The organism is Gammaproteobacteria bacterium, from assembly GCA_015709695.1.
Taxonomy (GTDB): domain Bacteria; phylum Pseudomonadota; class Gammaproteobacteria; order Steroidobacterales.
Genome location: CP054183.1, coordinates 1,234,956 through 1,252,454 on the forward strand (window position 1 = coordinate 1,234,956; position 17,499 = coordinate 1,252,454).

Below are 17,499 nucleotides of genomic sequence, written 5' to 3' on the forward strand. Positions count from 1 at the left end.
AGCTATAATGCGCCGCGATGACACTCACCGAAACCGAAAAGCGACGCCTGCGAGGCCTCGCACACCACCTGAGTCCATATGTCCACGTGGGCAACGCCGGCATCACGCCAGGCGTGCTGGCGGAACTCGACGGCGCGCTTGCGCACCATGAGCTCCTCAAGATCAAGGTTCGGGCTGATGACCGGGCGCAACGCAACGCAGTGATTGCCGAGCTGGCCTTGCGGTGCGATGCCGCCGTCGTTACCCGCATCGGCAACGTTGCGGTACTCTACCGTCCCGCCACCGACGCGCCCGGGCGGGTGATGCCGGGGACATCTGCGGCCTAGATATACTCGACCTTGAGTATCTCGTAGCTGCGCTCCCCGCCCGGGGCGGCAACCACGGCCACATCACCCTCATTGTGGCCAATCAGCGCCCTGGCGATGGGCGAGGTAATGGAAATGGACCCCGCGGCGATGTCAGCTTCGTCCTCACCGACGATTCGGTAAGAAACCTCCCGACCGTCCGATTCATCGACCAGCCTGACGGTGGCACCGAATACCACTCGACCCGTGTTCGTCAACCTCGAAACCTCGATGATCTCGCAGTTGGCGAGGCGCGACTCGATTTCCTGGATCCGCCCTTCGATGAAGCCCTGCTGCTCCTTGGCCGCCTGATACTCGGCATTCTCCTTGAGATCACCGTGACCGCGGGCTTCGGCAATGGCCTGGATGACGCGGGGTCGCTCGACAGTCTTCAGACGCCGCAACTCCTCGCGCAGCAGCTCGGCACCCCGGGCGGTGATGGGCATCTTCCTCACTGCAACAACTCCTTGTGCAGATCCTGCAGGCGATTGACGTCGCCATTGTCCAGGTGGTCCAGCGCCATGGTGGTGGCCACCGCCGCGGCAAGCGTGGTGTAGTAGGTCACGCGATGACGAACCGCCGCGGAACGGATCGGATGGGATTCACGGATCGCCTGCTTGCCTTCCGTGGTGTTCACGATGAGTGACAGCTCGTCGTTCTTGATCATGTCCACCACGTGGGGCCTACCTTCCCGCACCTTGTTCACGCGACGGCAAGCCACCCCACCCTCGGCAAGCGCCACCGCGGTACCGTTGGTGGCGACGATGTCAAAGCCACGCTCCAGCAGGATGCGGCCAAGCTTGACCACGCCCGTCTTGTCCCGATCGCGCACCGACAACAGCGCGACACCACGCCGCGGCAACAACACCCCCGAAGCCAGCTGGGCCTTGGCGTAGGCCTCGGCGAACGAGCGGCCGGTTCCCATGACTTCACCGGTCGATTTCATCTCCGGTCCGAGGATGGGGTCCGCATCCGGGAACTTGTTGAACGGGAAGACCGACTCCTTCACCGCGAAGTATGGCGGCACGCGGGCGGTGGTGATGCCCTGCTCCACCAGGCTCTGCCCCACCATGACGCGAGCAGCAATCTTGGCAAGCGGGAGTCCGATTGCCTTCGAGACAAAAGGTACCGTGCGTGATGCGCGCGGGTTGACTTCCAGGACGTAGATGATGCCGTTCTGGATGGCAAACTGCGTATTCATCAGGCCTATGACGCCCAGCGACTGGGCCATCGCAGCCACCTGACGTGACAACTCTTCCTGTACTTCGCGGGACAGCGTGGCCGGCGGCAGGGAGCAGCCTGAATCGCCGGAGTGGATCCCTGCCTGCTCTATGTGCTCCATGATGCCGCCGATGAAGACGTCATTTCCGTCACAGATGCAGTCGACATCCACCTCTACCGCCAGGTCGAGGAACCGGTCGAGCAGCACCGGGCTGTCATGGGACACGGCCACTGCCTTGCGCATGTAGGCGCGCAGATCGTCTTCGCCATGGACAATCTCCATGGCACGCCCTCCGAGCACGTACGAGGGGCGAACCACCAGCGGGAAGCCCACCTCCTGGGCAAGCTGGACGGCATCATCCTCGTTGCCCGCGGTGCAGTTGGGCGGCTGCTTCAGGTTGAGCCGCTTGAGCAACTGCTGGAACCGTTGCCGATCCTCGGCCACGTCGATGGAATCCGGCGAGGTGCCGATGATTGACGCCCCGGCAGCTTCCAGGCTCTTTGCCAGTTTCAGCGGAGTCTGCCCGCCATACTGGACGATGACACCAGCAGGCTTCTCAAGATCCACGATTTCCATGACGTCCTCGAACGTCAGGGACTCGAAGTACAGACGGTCCGAGATATCGAAATCGGTGGAAACCGTCTCCGGATTGCAGTTGACCATGATGGTCTCGAACCCCGACTCCTTGAGCGCCAGGGCCGCGTGGACGCAGCAGTAATCGAATTCGATCCCCTGTCCGATGCGGTTGGGACCACCGCCCAGAATCATGATCTTGCGCCGGTCGCTCGGTTCTGCCTCGCACTCCTCCTCGTATGTCGAGTACAGATAGGCCGTCGAAGTGGCGAACTCGGCGGCACAGGTATCGACGCGCTTGTACACCGGCCGGACACCAGCCTTGTGCCGGTTCTGCCGGACCGCACTCTCTTTGGTCCCGAGGAGTCGCGCCAGCCTGCTGTCGGAGAAGCCCTTGCGCTTGAGCATCCGCAGGCGATCAGCCTTGAGCACGCTCAGGCCATCACCACGCACGGCAGCCTCGCAGCTCACCAGATCCTCGATCTGCGCCAGGAACCAGGGGTCGATGCGGCTCAGTTCGCCAACCTCCGCCAGTGACAGGCCATGGCGAAAGGCATCGGCCACGTAGAGCAGCCGGTCTGGCCCCGGCATGCGCAGTTCATGGCGCAGGTGGTCCATGTCCTCGGCGGAGGGTTCCTGCGGCAGCCGCTCGACCAGTCCATCGATCCCGGTTTCCATGCCACGCAGGGCCTTCTGCAGCGACTCCTGGAAGGTGCGGCCCATGGCCATCACCTCGCCCACGGACTTCATCTGCGTTGTGAGGCGGATATCGGCCCCGGGAAATTTCTCGAAGGTGAACCGCGGGATCTTCGTGACGACATAGTCGATGGTCGGTTCAAAGGATGCCGGGGTGGCTCCGCCGGTGATCTCGTTCCGCAGCTCGTCGAGCGTATAGCCGATGGCGAGCTTCGCGGCGACGCGGGCGATCGGAAAACCGGTGGCCTTCGAGGCCAGCGCAGAGGAGCGTGAAACGCGCGGATTCATCTCGATGACCAGCACGCGGCCATCCACGGGATTGACGGCGAACTGGACGTTGGAGCCGCCGGTATCCACGCCGATGCGGCGCAGGACCGCAATCGATGCGTCACGCAGGCGCTGGTACTCCTTGTCGGTCAGGGTCTGCGCAGGTGCCACCGTGATGGAATCGCCGGTATGTACCCCCATCGGATCGAGATTCTCGATGGAGCAGATGATGATGCAGTTGTCGCTGCGGTCCCTCACCACCTCCATCTCGAACTCTTTCCACCCCAGCACCGATTCCTCCAGCAGTACCTCGCTGGTTGGCGATGCCTCGAGCCCGCGGCTGACGATCTCCTCGAATTCGTCGCGGTTGTAGGCAATGCCGCCGCCGCTGCCGCCCAGCGTGAACGACGGACGGATGACGATGGGGAAGCCGATGTCCGGCTGGATCCGCAGCGCATCTTCCAGGGTATGCGCTACCGTCGCACGCGGCACTTCCAGCCCAATCTCCTGCATGGCGTCACGGAACAGCTCGCGGTCCTCGGCCGTATCGATCGCCTGGCGCGATGCACCGATCAACTCGACATCGAACTTCGCCAGCACCCCTTCGCGAACCAGGTCCAGCGCGCAATTGAGCGCGGTCTGCCCACCCATGGTCGGCAGCAGGGCATCGGGCTTCTCGCGCTCGATGATGCGCGCCACGGTCTTCCAGGTGACCGGCTCGATGTACACGGCATCGGCGAAATCCGGATCCGTCATGATCGTGGCCGGATTGGAATTCACGAGGATGACCCGGTAACCCTCTTCCTTGAGCGCCTGGCAGGCCTGTGTTCCGGAATAGTCGAACTCGCAGGCCTGGCCAATGACGATGGGCCCGGCACCGATGATCAATACGCTCTGGATGTCGCTGCGCTTCGGCATGTTCGGGCGACTCAGTTCCGGGAGACGGCAGGGCGTCCGCTGGTCCCCGCGGCTGCCTGCACGCCCCTGCGCATGGCTTCCGCAAACCGCGCAAACAGCGGCTCCATGTCATGTGGCCCGGGGCTTGCCTCAGGATGGCCCTGAAAACCGAAGGCAGGACAATCAGTTCGCTCGATTCCCTGAAGCGAGTTATCAAACAGGCTGCGATGTGTGGCCCGCAGGTTTGCCGGGAGGCTTGCCTCGTCCACGGCAAAACCATGGTTCTGGCTGGTGATCATCACGCGGGCCGTGGCGATGTCGAGGACCGGGTGGTTGGCACCGCGGTGGCCAAATTTCATCTTCATGGTCTTCGCCCCGCTGGCGAGTGCCAGGAACTGGTGACCGAGGCAGATGCCGAAAACCGGAATGCCGCTTGCCAGCAGCTTGCGGACGGCTTCGATGGCATAACTGCAGGGCTCGGGATCGCCTGGGCCGTTGGAGAGGAAGACGCCATCCGGCTCCATGGCCAACACGTCTTCCGCGGTGGTCTGGGCCGGCACCACGGTGACCCGGCAGCCCTGATCCACCAGCAAACGCAGGATGTTGCGCTTCATGCCGAAGTCATACGCCACCACCAGAAAGGGCGTTGCCCGCTTGCCGGGAACGACGCCAGAGGACGCTGGCCAGTTGCGTCCCAGATTCCACTGGTAGCTCTCCCTGGTGGTGACGACACGCGCGAGATCCATGCCCGCGAGTCCCGGGAAGCGCCGCGCATGATCCACCGCGACCTTTGGATCGACCTCCCCGGTCATGATGCAGCCGGACATCGCCCCCTTGTCCCGCAGCCGGCGTGTCAGGCGACGCGTATCGATTTCGGCAATGGCCACTACGTTGCCACGTCGCAACATGTCCCCGAGAGGCAGTTCGGAGCGGTAATTGCTGGCCAGCGCCGGCAGGTCCCGGATGACCAGGCCCGCCGCAAAGACCCGGTCGCTTTCGAGGTCGTCGGTGTTGGTGCCTGTGTTGCCGATATGCGGGTAAGTCAGGGTGACAATCTGCCGGCAGTAGGACGGGTCGGTCAGGATTTCCTGGTACCCCGTCATCGCGGTGTTGAAAACGACTTCGCCTATGGTGCGTCCCGAAGCACCGACGGAAATGCCCCTGAAGAGGCTGCCGTCTTCCAGCGCCAGTACGGCGGGCTCATTCACCCCTGCACCCTCATGAATTTCTGACAGGCGTATACGACTGGCGGGAGGCAACCACGATGGATTCCTCCCGCCACGGGCACCAATTGCTTGGAACCCGCGTCATTCTAAACGAGCCTCCGGCGGGACACCATCGGCACACCGGAACATCACGCCGCGGCACGGAATCAGGCTTGGGGCCGCGCCAGACCGAGCACGTCCGTCATGCCATACAGCCCGGGCGTCCGCCCGGCGACCCAGCGAGCGGCGCGCAAGGCACCTCGCGCAAACGTGGACCGGTCCAGGGCGCGGTGCTCCAACCGGAGGGTTTCTTCTTCGAGGGCGAACAGCACCTCGTGATCGCCGACGATCTGGCCCGCACGGACGGATGAGAAGCCGATGCTGCCGGGGCTGCGAGGCGCGCGCTGCACGAAACGGTCCCGCGCGGTAACGTCCTCGATGCGCCGCCCGAGTACCCCGGCCACTGCTTCCCCGAGTTGCAGCGCCGTACCGGACGGCGCGTCGACCTTGTTGCGGTGATGTGCCTCGACGATCTCGATGTCCGCCTCGGATCCCAGCAGCTGCGTGGCCATGCGCGCGAGTTCGGTCAGCACCGCCACGCCCACGCTCATGTTGCGCCCATAGACGATGGGAATGCGCCGGCTGGCCTGCTCGATCAGCCCGAGATGCAGCGGCGAAAGCCCGGTGGTTCCCATTACCAGGGCGCAACGCTCGGCCAGGCAGGCATCAAGGTTGCTACCCACCGCGGCCGCATTGCTGAAATCGATGGCGACCTCCGCCCCGGCCACCGCCGCAGTCACCGATGCCGTCACGTGCACACCCAGTACGCCGACACCCGCAGCGGCACCCGCATCCTGGCCAAGCCCGGGATGCCCCGCCTCGGCGGCGGCACCACTCAGCGCAAGATCGCCACTGCCTGCGATCAGGCGGATGACCGCCGCCCCCATGCGCCCGGTGGCCCCAAGTACCGCAATCCTCAAGTCACACCCCCCATCCGCCGCTGTGTTGCTGGCATTCTCTCAGGAACCCAGCTGCTCGAAAAACTTCCTGACGCCTTCCTTCCAGGAACTGCTCCGCGGCCGGTGGCGGTCCCCGCCCGCAATCAGGGAGTCATTGAACGCCTTGAGCAGCTTCTTCTGTTCCGAAGTCAGGTTTACCGGCACCTCGACGTCGATCCGGCAGTAGAGATCACCGACTCCGCCACCGCGTACGGGCTTGACACCCTTGCCCTTGAGCCTCAGGACCTTTCCGGGCTGGGTCTCCGGCGGCACCTTGAGCGTGACCTCGCCATCGAGCGTGGGTATGTCCAGGCTGCCACCCAGCGTCGCGGTGACAAAGCTGACCGGGATGACGCAGGACAGGTCGGCGCCACGGCGCTCGAACAGCGGATGCGGCCGCATGCGGATCTCCACGTAAAGATCCCCTGGCGGTCCGCCGTTCTGGCCTGCCTCGCCTTCGCCCGTGAGCCGGATGCGGTCACCTTCGTCCACGCCAGCAGGCACCTTCACCGCCAGCGTCTTGCTTTGCTGTACCCGTCCCCTGCCATGGCAGGACGGGCAGGGTGTCTCCACCACCTGGCCGGTTCCCTGGCAGGAAGGGCAGGTCTGCTGGATGGAGAAGAATCCCTGGCTGATCCGCACCTGGCCGGCACCATCGCATCGACGGCACTGGACCTTTTTCGTGCCCGGTGCGGCTCCAGAGCCCTTGCAGGGCTCGCAGGCTACAACGCTCGGAATGGTGATGTTGACGGTTGCGCCAAAGACAGCCTGCTCGAGGTCCAGCGCAAGCTCGTAGCGCAGGTCGGCGCCACGATAAACGCCGGATCGTCCGGCCCTCCGGCCACCTCCGAAGATGTCGCCAAACACGTCGCCGAAGATATCGCCGAAGGCGTCGCCCGGTCCGAAACCGCCCGGCCTCCCGGCCGCGGCGGCTGCGGCGTCGACCCCGGCATGTCCGTACTGATCGTACGCAGCACGCTTGTCGGCATCGGTGAGGATTTCGTAGGCCTCCTTGGCCTCCTTGAACCTGGACTCGGCATCCTTGTCGTCTGGATTGCGATCCGGGTGGTACTTCATGGCCAGGCGTCGGTAGGCCTTTTTGAGGTCTTCCGCCGAAGCGCCGCGTGCGACGCCGAGAACTTCGTAGTAATCCCTCTTGCTCATCATCGCATCCACATACGTTTAACGGGCGCTCCCGGCCCCGGGAGCGCCCGCGTTGCATCTGCCAGGCGGGCGGCCATGTCAGCCGCCAGCGTGCGCGGTCGGAGCGTCAGGTCTTGCCCGACTTGCCCTTGTCGTCCCTGACCTCTTCGAACTCGGCATCCATGACGCCGGCATCGCCGCCATCGGAGGTGCCGGCCGCCGACGCACCAGCGTCCTGACCCTGCCCGTAAGCCTTCTGCGCGATGCCGCCGGCAGCCGCAGCCAGGGCTGCCGCCTTGGTCTCGATCACGCTGCGATCGTCACCCTTCAATGCCTCGCGAAGGGCTGCGATCGCTGATTCGACTGCCGCACGCTCGCTGCCTGGCACCTTGTCTCCGAGATCCGCCAGCGCCTTCTCGCTGGAGTGGACCAGCGCATCGGCCTTGTTGCGGGACTCCACGAGTTCACGGAAGCGGCGATCCTCCTCTGCATGGACCTCGGCATCGCCGACCATGCGCTTGATCTCCTCCTCCGACAGGCCACTCGATGCCTTGATCACGATCTTCTGCTCGCGCCCGGTCGCCTTGTCGCGTGCGGAGACGTTGAGGATGCCGTTGGCGTCGATGTCGAACGTCACCTCCACCTGGGGCATGCCACGCGGCGCGGGCGGGATGTCGCTGAGGTCGAAGCGGCCGAGTGATTTGTTGTCACCAGCCCGCTGCCGCTCGCCCTGCAGGACGTGGATCGTCACCGCGGTCTGGTTGTCGTCCGCGGTCGAGAACACCTGTGTCGCCTTGGTCGGGATCGTGGTGTTCTTGTCGATCAGCTTGGTCATGACGCCGCCAAGGGTCTCGATACCCAGCGAAAGAGGCGTCACGTCGAGGAGCAGGACATCCTTTACCTCGCCAGAGAGCACCCCACCCTGGATCGCGGCTCCGACGGCGACGGCCTCGTCCGGGTTGACGTCCTTGCGAGGCTCGCGGCCGAAAAACGCCTTCACGGCCTCCTGCACCTTCGGCATCCGGGTCTGGCCACCGACGAGGATCACATCCTCGATGTCACCCACCTTGAGCCCGGCATCCGCAAGCGCGACCTTGCACGGATCGATCGTGCGGCTGACCAGATCCTCGACCAGCGACTCCAGCTTGGCCCTCGTCATCTTGATGTTGAGGTGCTTCGGGCCGCTGGCATCGGCGGTGATGTACGGCAGGTTGATCTCGGTCTGCTGCTGCGACGACAGCTCGACCTTGGCCTTCTCGGCAGCTTCCTTGAGGCGCTGCATGGCCAGCGGGTCCTTGCGGATATCGATACCGCTCTCCTTCTGGAACTCGCCGGCCAGGTAGCCGATGATGCGCGCGTCGAAGTCCTCGCCACCGAGGAACGTGTCGCCATTGGTGGCGAGAACCTCGAACTGGTGCTCGCCGTCGATCTCGGCGATCTCGATGATCGAGATGTCGAAGGTACCGCCACCGAGGTCGTAGACAGCGATCTTGCGGTCGCCACGCTGCTTGTCGAGGCCATACGCAAGCGCAGCCGCCGTCGGCTCGTTGATGATCCGCTTGACCTCCAGGCCGGCGATACGACCGGCATCCTTGGTGGCCTGCCGCTGGGAGTCGTTGAAGTAGGCCGGCACCGTGATGACCGCCTCGGTCACCGGCTCGCCCAGGTAATCCTCGGCCGTCTTCTTCATCTTCATCAGGACGCGGGCGGAGATTTCCGGTGGCGCCATCTTCTTGCCGCCGGCGTCCACCCAGGCGTCGCCATTCTCGGCACGCACGATCCGGTACGAAACCATGGACATGTCGCGGCGCACCACGTCGTCGTCGAAGCGGCGGCCAATGAGGCGCTTCACGGCAAACAGCGTATTGGCCGGATTCGTCACCGCCTGCCGCTTCGCCGCCTGGCCGACCAGCACTTCCTCGTCCTTGGTGAAGGCCACGATGGACGGGGTCGTGCGGTCGCCCTCGCTGTTCTCGATCACCTTGGGCGCCTTGCCGTCCATGATCGCCACGCACGAGTTGGTCGTGCCCAGGTCAATGCCAATCACTCTGCCCATGATGCTCTCCGGAAAAGGTCGGGAATCGGTATTGCCCCGGATCTGGGGGACGTTTGACGGAAATTCAAGCCTCGCCACCCTGCTGGCCACCAGCGGCCCCGGCGACGACCACGCGTGCGGGCCGCAGCAGCCGGCCATTGAGCTGGTAGCCCTTCTGGATCACCGCCACGACGGCGCCAGGCTCGAGCTCTGCCGCAGGCTCGATGCGCATGGCTTCGTGGACCTGGGGATCGAACTTCTGCCCCGCGGCCGCCACCGCGGCGACACCAGCCTTCTCCAGGGCAGCCATGAGCAGGCGCAACGTCGCCTCCTTGCCCTCGAGCAGGGTCGCAGCCGACGCAGCGGCGCCCGCTTCCAGGCCCATTTCCAGGCTGTCCACCACCGCCAGCAGTTCCACGGCCAGGCGCTCCACACCCAGCCTGCGTGCCTGATCGACGTCCCGGGCGGCACGCTTGCGCACGTTGTCCAGTTCCGCGGCGGCGCGCAGGTACCTGTTCCAGTTTTCCTGTGCCGTGGCCTCCGCTTGCACCAGCGCCTCGCGCAGCGGCGCCTCGCCTTCCGGCAGGGCGCCGGGATCTGGCGCCGATTTCTCGTCTGTCATGCCTCTACTCCGTGCAGCCGGATCCGCCCCGACACGGCCCCAGCCGGTCAGCGACGGTCCAAACCGCCTGAATGATGGGGGCTACTGGCTGGAATTCAAGGCCGCACCGAGCAGCCGGGCGGTAATGTCCACGATCGGAATGACGCGTTCATACGCCATGCGGGTCGGGCCAATGACGCCCAGCACCCCGACGATCTGGTCGTTGGCCCGGTATGGGGCGGTCACCAGGCTGCAGTCATCGAGAATACGGTATCCGGATTCCTCGCCAATGAAGATCTGCACCCCGTCCGCCGCAATACTCCTGTCCAGCAGCTTGAGAATCTCCCGCTGGGCACCGAATGCCTCGAACAGCTGCCGAAGCTTCTCCACATCCGAGAGCTCGTCGAACTCCATGAGGCGGGTTTCCCCGCTCAGCACGAACCCGGAGTGCTCGCTGCCGATATCCAGCGCCCGTTCTGCAACCTCGATGGCATCGACCATGAGCTGGTTCATGGTCTCCCGCATGCCCTGCATCTCCTCCAGGATCCGCAACCGCACTTCCCGGAGATCCTGCCCGGTGAACTTCTCGTTCAGGTAATTCGCCGCCCGGCGCAGCTCGCCCTCGCTGTAGCTGCGATCCATGTGCAGGACGCGGTTCTGCACCTCCTGGTCGTTGACCACCAGGATGGCCAGCACGCGGTTGTTCGACAACGGCAGGAACTCGAACTGCCGCAGGGTGAGCTGCATCTGGCGTGGCAACATCACCAGACCCGCCATGCGCGTCAGTGCCGACAGGGCTGCCGACGCGGCTTCGGCAACACTTTTGGTGTCGCCTGGGTTATCACTCGCCAGGTGGCTCTGCAGCCTGGTCACGTCGTCCGCGGCCAGCGGCTGCAGCTGGACCAGTGTATCGACAAAGAAGCGGTAGCCTTTGGCGGTGGGCACCCGGCCTGCCGACGTATGGGGCGCTGCCACGAAACCAAACTCCTCCAGATCGGCCATGACGTTGCGGATGGTCGCCGGGCTCAGGTTCAGACCGCTGGCACGCGCAAGGGTGCGCGAACCGACAGGCTGGCCATCGCGGATGTACTGCGCCACCAGCGCACGGAGAATCTGGCCTGATCGGTCGGAAGGCGGGTTGGATGGCGAATCGGTCATGGGGAGACAGTCATGCAACGGCATGGCAGCGCTGCACCGGCTGCCCGTTTCGGAACCTTGCAATGCCATTTGAGGGGTGTCAAGAACCCGCCGCCGGCGCAGACTTTCTGGCCGGTACCCGCTTGCCCCATGGTTCCGCTGGCCTGTAATGTTGATGCTGCGCGGCCCTGCTACCAACCATCGGCAACCCCTCCAATCCGGCTCCGCGATGCCCCGGGCTTTACCGTGCCAGTCAGACGCTCATTCTCCACTGTCGCCTTGATGGGCAATCCCGAAGACCGACGGGTCCTCGAACCGTTGACGGTGCTGGCCTCGCACCTGGCGGCACATGGACGCAAGGTCCTTGTATCCGAGGCGCTCACAGACGGCGCCGTGCCGGCGGCCGCCGGACGGGTTCCCGAGACCGAACTGGTCAGGGCGGCGCAGCTGGTGATCGCCGTCGGTGGCGATGGCAGCATGCTGTACGCCGCCCGCCGGCTCGCCGGCTTGGCCGTGCCCTTGCTCGGCATCAATCGCGGCCGCCTGGGCTTTCTTGCCGACATCGGGCCAGCAGAGATGCTGGCAAGGCTCGACGAAATCCTCCGCGGCGAGTACGACAGCGAACGGCGGCTGCTGCTGCGCGCCGAGGTCACCGAGGGAGGGCGCGTGGTCGGTGGCGGCCTGGCGCTCAACGATATCGCCGTCACCCGCCACGATCCCGGCCGCATGCTCGAGATCCGCACCTTCGTCGACGGCAATTACCTGAACACGCATCGCGGCGATGGCTTCATCGTCGCAACTGCAACCGGCTCCACGGCCTATGCCATGAGCTGCGGCGGACCGATCGTCGCGCCGCAACTCGACGCCATCGTCCTCGTGCCCATCTGCCCCCATACGCTGAGCGAGCGTCCGATCATCGTGCCAGCCACCGCGGTGACGGAGATCACGCTGAGCGAGGCCCATTCGCTGCGCGCCGACGTCAGCTGTGATGGCGAAGTCACGGCGGAACTCACCCCCGGCCGCCGGCTGCGGGTCCGGGCAGCCACGGAACGGATCGAACTCATCCATCCCCGCGGTCATGACTACTTCCGCATTCTCAGGGAGAAGCTGCACTGGGGCCACGACCACCATTCGGCGGGCCGCCATCCGCGCTGAGGCCACGTGCTGACACGCCTGCATGTTCGCAACCTGGCAGTCCTCGACGAGGTGACGCTTGAATTCGGCGGCGGCTTCAGTGCCCTGACCGGCGAGACGGGTGCCGGCAAGTCCCTGCTCGTCGACGCCCTGGCGCTGGCGCTGGGCGCCCGGGCCGACAGCAACGCGGTGCGCAGCGGTGCCGACCGCGCCGAAGTCTCGGCATCGTTCGAACCGGGATCAGGCTCCGCAGCTACAAGCTGGCTGCGCCAGCATGACCTCGACAGCGATGGCGAGTGCATGTTGCGGCGCGTGGTTGGCAGTGAAGGTCGCTCCCGCGCCTACATCAATGGCCGGCCCGTACCCATCGAAATGCTGCGTGAACTGGGCGGGCAACTCGTCGAGATCTGTGGACAGCATGCCTACCAGTCCCTCGGCCAGCGCCCGGCCCAGCGCGACCTGCTGGATGCGTTCGGCAACCACACCCGGCTGCGCAACGTGGTGCTCCAGGCCCACGACACCTGGTCAACACTGAAGGCGGAGCGGGACCAGCTGCGCTCATCCCGGTTCGAGCAGCAGGCGCGCGAGGACCTGCTGCGCCACCAGGTGCAGGAACTGGCCGCTCTTGGCCTGTGCCCGGGCGAGATTGAAGCGCTGGACCAGGAACATCGCATCCTGGCCAATGCCAGCCAGCTGTCCGCCGGACTGTCCCAGGCCCTGGAGCGGCTATACGACGCCGACGAGGGCTCTGCGCAGGGCATCGTCGGCGCAGCCCTGCGGGAAGTCTGCGCCCTCGCGGACATCGATCCCGCGCTCACCGCCACGGCTGCCGCACTCGACGAAGTGGGCATCCACCTGACCGATGCGGCCGAGCAGCTGCGGCGTCGGCTGGACGCGATCGAGCACGATCCCGGGCGACTGGCCGCCGTGGAAGCGCGGATCGCGGCGGCGCAGGACCTGGCTCGCAAGCATCGCGTCCCGCCGGACGAGCTTTGCAGGCTGCTGGAGACGCTTCAGTCGAGGCTGGACGGCATTGGCGCCGATGGCGAGCGGCTGGGCGCGCTCACCAGCCAGCTGGCCGCATGCGAGCTGCAACTGCGCGAAGCCGCGGACGCCCTTTCTCTGGCGCGCAAGCGGGCTGCCGCGAATTTCAGCTCCGCCGTCACGGCCCAGCTGGCGCGGCTCGGCATGCCGGGCAGCACCATCGTGGTGGCACTGCAGCCGCTGCCAGAGGGCCAGTGGGCAGCATGGGGACAGGAGCAGGTCGAATTCATGGTCAGCACCAATCCGGGCCAGCAGCCAGGCCCGGTGGCAAGGATTGCCTCAGGTGGCGAACTCTCGCGCCTCAGCCTGGCGATACAGGCCGTCTCCCTGGCTGGTCACGGGGCGCCAACCCTCATCTTCGACGAAGTCGATGCCGGCATCGGTGGCGGTGCCGCGGAGATCGTCGGGCAATGCCTCCACGGCCTGAGCGGCCGGCACCAGGTCATCTGCGTCACCCACCTGCCCCAGGTGGCGAGCCAGGCCGACCACCATTACGCGGTTTCCAAGAATGCCGTGGCGGGCCAGAGCCAGACGCATGCCTGCGAACTCGACAGCCGCGGGCGGGTCGAGGAGATCGCGCGCATGCTCGGCGGCCTCACCATCACCGACCGCACCAGGGCTCATGCCCGCGAAATGCTGCGCGCCTCCGCCTCGCGCCGCACTGGCTGATGCCGCAAACCTGGAGTCGCTTTACCACCCGGGCCAATGGTTTATGATTTCGCCGTTCAATCCTGCCGGCGTCTTGCACCTCATGCAGATCCCTTCCCGTTCCCGCCGCCTGTTCCTCGGTGGCCTCGTGGCTCTGGCCGCGGGCTGTGTTTACCGGGTTGATGTCCAGCAGGGAAACCTGCTGGATGACAAGGCCATCGACGCCGTCCAGCCCGGCATGACGCGGAGCCAGGTGCGCTTCCTCCTGGGAACGCCGGTGGTGGAGGACTCCTTCCACCACGATCGATGGGATTACGTCTACTACCTGCGCCGAGGCCGCAGCAGCCGCGAGGAGAAGCGCTGGGTCATCATCACGTTCGCGGATGACAAGGTGACAAGCGTCCGCAAGGACGTGCCATTCGATGCGGCGGGCTAGCTTCCTGTCGACTCAGCCATACACGTCCCGAGCGCGTCGCACGAAGGAGTCGACCAGCCGGTTGCACAGGGCCTCGAATACCGGTCCGAGTATCAGGTCGAGCGCGCGACTGGCAAATGCGAACTGCACGGCAAGCGACACGCGGGACCCGTCCTCGCCGAGGGGCACGAACTCCCAGACTCCCTGCAAGGTACTGAACGGACCCTCCTCCAGCTGCATGTCGATGCGGCGGCAGGGTTCCAGCACGTTGCGCGTGCGGAACTCGGTGCGCAAAGGCCCCTCCGCCAGGGCTATGCTGGCCACGACCCGGCAGCCGTCCCGTTCGTGGATCCTGGCACTGGTGCAGCCCGGGAGAAATGCCGGATAGGACTCCACGTCGGCGACCAGCTCGAACATCGAGTCTGCCGTGAACGGCACGATCGCGCTGCGTTCAACCCGCCGCATGGATACCTGCCAGCCCCTGCGGTGCCCCCATTGCAACTTCTCCCGCAGCTGGAAAGATGACAGGATTGTGAGCGATCACCATTGGCCGAACAACACGGATCCATGAGCGGCAAGGCAGTTTCACGCAAGGAAGCCAACCGGACCATCGCTGAAAACCGCAAGGCCCGACATGACTACTACATCGAGCAGACGCTGGAGGCCGGCCTCATGCTCGAGGGCTGGGAGGTCAAGAGCCTGCGTGACGGCCGTGCCAACATCAAGGAGGGCTACGCCGTGATACGCAACGGCGAAGCCTGGCTGGTCGGTGCAAATTTTTCGCCGCTGCCTGCGGCATCCACGCACGTGGCGCCGGACCCCGTACGCAGCCGCAAACTTCTTCTCAACCGGCGCGAGCTCGATCGGCTCGTCGGGGCCGTGGAGCGGGAAGGCTACACGCTGGTGCCGCTGTCCCTGTACTGGAAGAAGAGCCGCGCAAAACTTGCCCTCGGCCTTGCCCGGGGCAAGAAACAGCACGACAAGCGCGCTTCCGACCGGGAACGGGACTGGAACCGGCAACGCCAGAGTTTACTTAGAAAAAACAGCAAAAATAGATAATTACACGATACTTATGATGTAGATGCGCACTATCGGCGGCTTGCGCTGGACGGCCTGAAGGCGGAGGCCATCGCGGCCGCCCCGCTGACCCGCTAGACTTGCGCCTGTTGAGATATTTCAGGAACCAAAGGGGGCGACCTGGTTTCGACGTGGGTCGCGAAACCCTGGGTGCATGCCGAGGCGCAGATCACCTCGTAAATCCAGCTGCAAACCAATAGTTGCGAACGACTCCAACTACGCTCTGGCTGCCTAAAAACCAGTCTTGAGCCCTCGGACTGAGTCCGTGCCTGTGCGGAAGCAGATGCCGGGGTTATCAATCACAGGATCGCGCCAGGGCTCGTCCGGGGTCCGAACGCTAAATCCCCAAATCCGGACTGGCTGTCGGTCTTCCCTGTCCGTCGGGTAGCCGCCAGTAAGATCAAAGGCGGAATAAGCATGTAGAGCTCATGGCGTAGGGCTTGCGGACGCGGGTTCGATTCCCGCCGCCTCCACCAATACTGAAGCCCCAACTGTTATCAGTTGGGGCTTTTTCTTGTCTATTTGCGCCAGTTCCCGCGTGTTGTTGGGGGTTCCTGCGGAAGCCTGCGGACTTCGCCAGCCGCCCAAATCGGCCGTTCCGGGCCACATTGCACTCTCTCCTGGCCATTCCTCGCTCCGACCTCGCTCCCTGGAACTGGCCCGAAGTCCGCAAACGCCGCAACGCAGGCCCATACAGATCAAAGGGTTACGCGCGGACGAATCAAGCGGTTGGATTGCAGCATTGGCTACCGGAGTGGGCAAACGTCCCTAGCGCAAAGCCAGCAGTCTTACCGTGCGTTCTATTCGATCTGGTCAAACAGTTTCTGCGCAGCGAGCCTGGCAGCGGCGTCTTGCGCCGGAGCAAGCGGTTCAAGATCTACCCCGTCACGACCTGCGACGTAGGCTGGACCGCCGACGTCATCGTCGTAGTCCGAACCGTCCTCGTTGATGGCGTAGTGCGCGTCCCGAGTCAGATCCGTTCCGACCAACTGCGAGAGATACACCCACGTCCAGCATCGCTGTAGGTCACCTTGATCGTGTTCCTCAATGAGCTGGAGCATGGCGTCCGTATCTCCCCTCTCGGCAGCCCGCGTCAGCCAATCCTTGGCGTCTGAAGTGCGGCCCATGCGTTCTGCGATCGCCGCAATCGCTGCTGGGTCAGCATTGACGCCGTGGCGCGACTGCTCGAAGAAGGACGGATCGTCAAATCGATCCGCCAAGTCGAGAAGTGCATCCTGATTCCCCAGTCGACTGGCCTCCCTCAGGTGCCGCGAGTACTTCTCGGCTTGAGCGAGACGAGCCTCGTGGGCTTCGGCCCACTCCTTTTCCACCCCCGTCAGGACACGGCCCTGCTGCCCCTGGGAGTACCAATAGGAACTTCCAGCGTCCGGGTCGTCTTCATCGTCAGGGGCGTGTATCAGCGCCAGCGCGTAGTGAGCCAGGGCATTGCCCTTACTAGCCGCCGCAGCCAATCCATCTAGAAGGATCGGTCCGAACGCCTCGTCGGTAGGGTCGAATAGCTCATCCTCGTCGTATTCGAGCTCTTCGTCTTGGCTGGACGACTCCCCTCTCAGGCGACTGACCAATGACGAGATGCTGGCGACACCGATCTGGCGCTCTGCCAGGAAAGATTCCAACGCCGACGACGCCAGAATCACGGTGTCAGGTTGATACCCAAGCTCGATGCAACGCCGCTTGATGAGCGCACTTTGCGGGACCACCCGCCGGTCGTTCTGGCGAAGTTCCGTGAGCACAGTGTCAACGCCAAACGCGGCGTGAGAGTTGAAGCCGAAGGAAGCTGCCAACAGCTCGTAGACGTGGGCTCGCTTGAATGAGCCACCAGTGCTGGCCTGAAGGTGCTGCTGCGCGGAATACGCGAGTTCTTTGATTGTCATGACAAACCTTTCCTCAATGCCACGCCGATTTCGGGTCAGGCGCACACGTTTAAGTCCCCGACGACGAGGCTCAAAGAGAAGTTTTCAGTGACAGTGAGGCAACGCCTTTTTTTACTCGTGTGCAAGTAAGGTGGGCACCTGGGGCAATTTTACCCCTGTGCCCCCGCT

Annotated in this window: 15 protein-coding genes and 1 other RNA gene; 6 read left to right on the plus strand and 10 right to left on the minus strand. The window is 64.6% G+C overall.

Annotated features, from left to right (window positions below; translation table 11 throughout):
* Positions 1 to 17: 17 nt before the first annotated feature.
* Positions 18 to 326, plus strand: coding sequence for a ribosome assembly RNA-binding protein YhbY (gene yhbY, locus HRU81_05780; GenBank protein ID QOJ31644.1), 309 nt, complete (start codon positions 18 to 20; stop codon positions 324 to 326).
* Here yhbY and greA read toward each other — a convergent pair.
* From greA to hrcA, 8 genes are all read right to left on the minus strand, one after another.
* Entirely contained in the window at positions 323 to 799 is a 477-nt protein-coding gene (gene greA / locus HRU81_05785) for a transcription elongation factor GreA (protein ID QOJ31645.1), read from the minus strand. The two genes, yhbY and greA, sit on opposite strands and share 4 nt — an antisense overlap.
* Entirely contained in the window at positions 796 to 4,020 is a 3,225-nt protein-coding gene (gene carB, locus HRU81_05790) for a carbamoyl-phosphate synthase large subunit (GenBank protein QOJ31646.1), read from the minus strand. The genes greA and carB overlap by 4 nt, the downstream gene beginning before the upstream one ends.
* A gap of 11 nt (positions 4,021 to 4,031) precedes the next feature.
* The gene (gene carA, locus HRU81_05795) at positions 4,032 to 5,207 is read right to left on the minus strand and encodes a glutamine-hydrolyzing carbamoyl-phosphate synthase small subunit (GenBank protein QOJ31647.1); all 1,176 of its coding nucleotides are present in this window, start codon (positions 5,205 to 5,207) and stop codon (positions 4,032 to 4,034) included.
* Between the two features lie 164 nt (positions 5,208 to 5,371).
* Entirely contained in the window at positions 5,372 to 6,178 is an 807-nt protein-coding gene (locus HRU81_05800) for a 4-hydroxy-tetrahydrodipicolinate reductase (protein ID QOJ33303.1), read from the minus strand.
* 45 nt (positions 6,179 to 6,223) lie between these two features.
* The gene (gene dnaJ / locus HRU81_05805; protein ID QOJ31648.1) at positions 6,224 to 7,366 is read right to left on the minus strand and encodes a molecular chaperone DnaJ; all 1,143 of its coding nucleotides are present in this window, start codon (positions 7,364 to 7,366) and stop codon (positions 6,224 to 6,226) included.
* A gap of 106 nt (positions 7,367 to 7,472) precedes the next feature.
* Positions 7,473 to 9,401 carry a molecular chaperone DnaK gene (gene dnaK / locus HRU81_05810; protein QOJ31649.1) on the minus strand — a complete coding sequence of 643 codons (1,929 nt, stop codon included), beginning with the start codon at positions 9,399 to 9,401 and terminating at the stop codon, positions 7,473 to 7,475.
* Between the two features lie 64 nt (positions 9,402 to 9,465).
* A complete protein-coding gene (grpE, locus tag HRU81_05815; GenBank protein ID QOJ31650.1) occupies positions 9,466 to 10,002 on the minus strand; it encodes a nucleotide exchange factor GrpE in 537 nt (178 codons plus the stop codon).
* Between the two features lie 81 nt (positions 10,003 to 10,083).
* The gene (gene hrcA, locus HRU81_05820) at positions 10,084 to 11,139 is read right to left on the minus strand and encodes a heat-inducible transcriptional repressor HrcA (protein QOJ31651.1); all 1,056 of its coding nucleotides are present in this window, start codon (positions 11,137 to 11,139) and stop codon (positions 10,084 to 10,086) included.
* 225 nt (positions 11,140 to 11,364) lie between these two features.
* Here hrcA and HRU81_05825 point away from each other — a divergent pair, with 225 nt between their 5' ends.
* From HRU81_05825 to HRU81_05835, 3 genes are all read left to right on the plus strand, one after another.
* A complete protein-coding gene (locus tag HRU81_05825) occupies positions 11,365 to 12,273 on the plus strand; it encodes an NAD(+) kinase (protein QOJ31652.1) in 909 nt (302 codons plus the stop codon).
* 6 nt (positions 12,274 to 12,279) lie between these two features.
* A complete protein-coding gene (gene recN / locus HRU81_05830) occupies positions 12,280 to 13,965 on the plus strand; it encodes a DNA repair protein RecN (GenBank protein ID QOJ31653.1) in 1,686 nt (561 codons plus the stop codon).
* A gap of 82 nt (positions 13,966 to 14,047) precedes the next feature.
* Entirely contained in the window at positions 14,048 to 14,380 is a 333-nt protein-coding gene (locus HRU81_05835) for an outer membrane protein assembly factor BamE (GenBank protein ID QOJ31654.1), read from the plus strand.
* A 12-nt stretch (positions 14,381 to 14,392) separates the two neighbouring features.
* Here the strand turns inward: HRU81_05835 and HRU81_05840 are convergent, their stop codons facing one another.
* The gene (locus tag HRU81_05840) at positions 14,393 to 14,824 is read right to left on the minus strand and encodes a type II toxin-antitoxin system RatA family toxin (GenBank protein ID QOJ31655.1); all 432 of its coding nucleotides are present in this window, start codon (positions 14,822 to 14,824) and stop codon (positions 14,393 to 14,395) included.
* 102 nt (positions 14,825 to 14,926) lie between these two features.
* On the opposite strand from HRU81_05840, the gene smpB reads away from it, so the two are divergent.
* Complete coding sequence (gene smpB / locus HRU81_05845; protein QOJ31656.1) at positions 14,927 to 15,418, plus strand: SsrA-binding protein SmpB; 492 nt, start codon at positions 14,927 to 14,929, stop codon at positions 15,416 to 15,418.
* 129 nt (positions 15,419 to 15,547) lie between these two features.
* Positions 15,548 to 15,912, plus strand: a transfer-messenger RNA (tmRNA) gene (gene ssrA / locus HRU81_05850).
* 324 nt (positions 15,913 to 16,236) lie between these two features.
* On the opposite strand, the gene HRU81_05855 is transcribed toward ssrA, so the two are convergent.
* A complete protein-coding gene (locus HRU81_05855) occupies positions 16,237 to 17,331 on the minus strand; it encodes a hypothetical protein (GenBank protein QOJ31657.1) in 1,095 nt (364 codons plus the stop codon).
* Positions 17,332 to 17,499 lie beyond the last annotated feature (168 nt).

Bases quoted from the DNA above. Each gene is read 5' to 3' on its own strand.
- yhbY (QOJ31644.1), top strand. From the start codon at position 18: ATGACACTCACCGAAACCGAAAAGCGACGCCTGCGAGGCCTCGCACAC.
- carB (QOJ31646.1), bottom strand. From the start codon at position 4,020: ATGCCGAAGCGCAGCGACATCCAGAGCGTATTGATCATCGGTGCCGGG.
- dnaJ (QOJ31648.1), bottom strand. From the start codon at position 7,366: ATGAGCAAGAGGGATTACTACGAAGTTCTCGGCGTCGCACGCGGCGCT.
- dnaK (QOJ31649.1), bottom strand. From the start codon at position 9,401: ATGGGCAGAGTGATTGGCATTGACCTGGGCACGACCAACTCGTGCGTG.
- grpE (QOJ31650.1), bottom strand. From the start codon at position 10,002: ATGACAGACGAGAAATCGGCGCCAGATCCCGGCGCCCTGCCGGAAGGC.
- hrcA (QOJ31651.1), bottom strand. From the start codon at position 11,139: ATGACCGATTCGCCATCCAACCCGCCTTCCGACCGATCAGGCCAGATT.
- HRU81_05835 (QOJ31654.1), top strand. From the start codon at position 14,048: ATGCAGATCCCTTCCCGTTCCCGCCGCCTGTTCCTCGGTGGCCTCGTG.
- HRU81_05840 (QOJ31655.1), bottom strand. From the start codon at position 14,824: ATGCGGCGGGTTGAACGCAGCGCGATCGTGCCGTTCACGGCAGACTCG.
- smpB (QOJ31656.1), top strand. From the start codon at position 14,927: ATGAGCGGCAAGGCAGTTTCACGCAAGGAAGCCAACCGGACCATCGCT.
- HRU81_05855 (QOJ31657.1), bottom strand. From the start codon at position 17,331: ATGACAATCAAAGAACTCGCGTATTCCGCGCAGCAGCACCTTCAGGCC.